This is a genomic window from Lacinutrix sp. MEBiC02404 (genome assembly GCF_053601575.1).
Window position 1 is genome coordinate 1 of the sequence record NZ_JBSHNV010000101.1, and the last position, 995, is coordinate 995.

The window sequence follows — 995 nt, forward strand, 5'->3', positions numbered from 1 at the left end:
TCAAGAAAAACTTAACAATAGACCTCGGAAAATAATAGGTTATAAAACTCCTCAAGAAATTATGGATTTTGAACTAAAAAATGTAGCTTAGTATAAACTAAAAAAAAGCAACGTTTGTTGCGTTAGAACCTTGAATGCAGCAACGCACAAGAAAAATTTGACCATTTAGTCATTAACTTTTTCAAACCGATTTTTAAGGAAAACGGATTCAGAACACCTGCAATGAATTTTTATAAAGACAATGGAGAATTCAGAAAAATAGTTCAAATTCAAAAAAGCCAATTCAATTCTAAAACGGATTTACAATTCACTATTAATATTGGAGTTTTTGATAAGTTAATAAATGAAAAAGTCTCAATATTCGGAGAAATTAAAACACCAAAACCTCACGATTGCGCTCTCGAAAAACGGATTGGAAAATTACTTCCTGATGAATTAGATAAATGGTATGAAATTAACTCAAGAACTTCGATAGAAAAATTACAATCTGAATTAGAATATGATTTGAATCAATATCTATTTCCGTACTTGAATAAATTTCAGAGTATAGAAAATGTCATATTAGAATATAAAGAAGAAAACGACTCATTCATTAAATCAAAACCTATTGACCTTTACTATGCAATTCACCAATTGAATAAAGGGGAAAATAAAAAAGCGGAACAGATTGTTTTATCATACTATTCGAAATGGAAAGACAATGAATATTGGAAAGAAAAAATAACCGAATTAATAACTGAATACAAAATAACTGTGCCTAACACCGTATATAATTAATGGCTAGTTTTAGCTTGCTTACGAAAATCTTTGCAGATTTTCTATTCGGTTTTTATTTACTAAATTAGGTGCTGAAACACGCCACTAATCATATACAAACACGTTATGTTTAATAATCCCAGACTTCTGGAACTTCCCTTGTTCATTGCAATTAGCCCATTGTAAATTACAGAGTTTGCAATAAACTTGAATTGGAATACTGGATTTTGAGGAATAAT

The 995-nt window shown here is 29.1% G+C and carries 1 protein-coding gene; it reads left to right on the forward strand.

All coding sequences use genetic code 11. The annotated features are described in order from the left end of the window. The first annotated feature begins 189 nt into the window (after window positions 1–189). Window positions 190–777: a DUF4304 domain-containing protein gene (locus ACVCXO_RS01065; RefSeq protein ID WP_452227748.1), complete on the forward strand. Its 588-nt coding sequence runs from the start codon at window positions 190–192 to the stop codon at window positions 775–777. Window positions 778–995 lie beyond the last annotated feature (218 nt).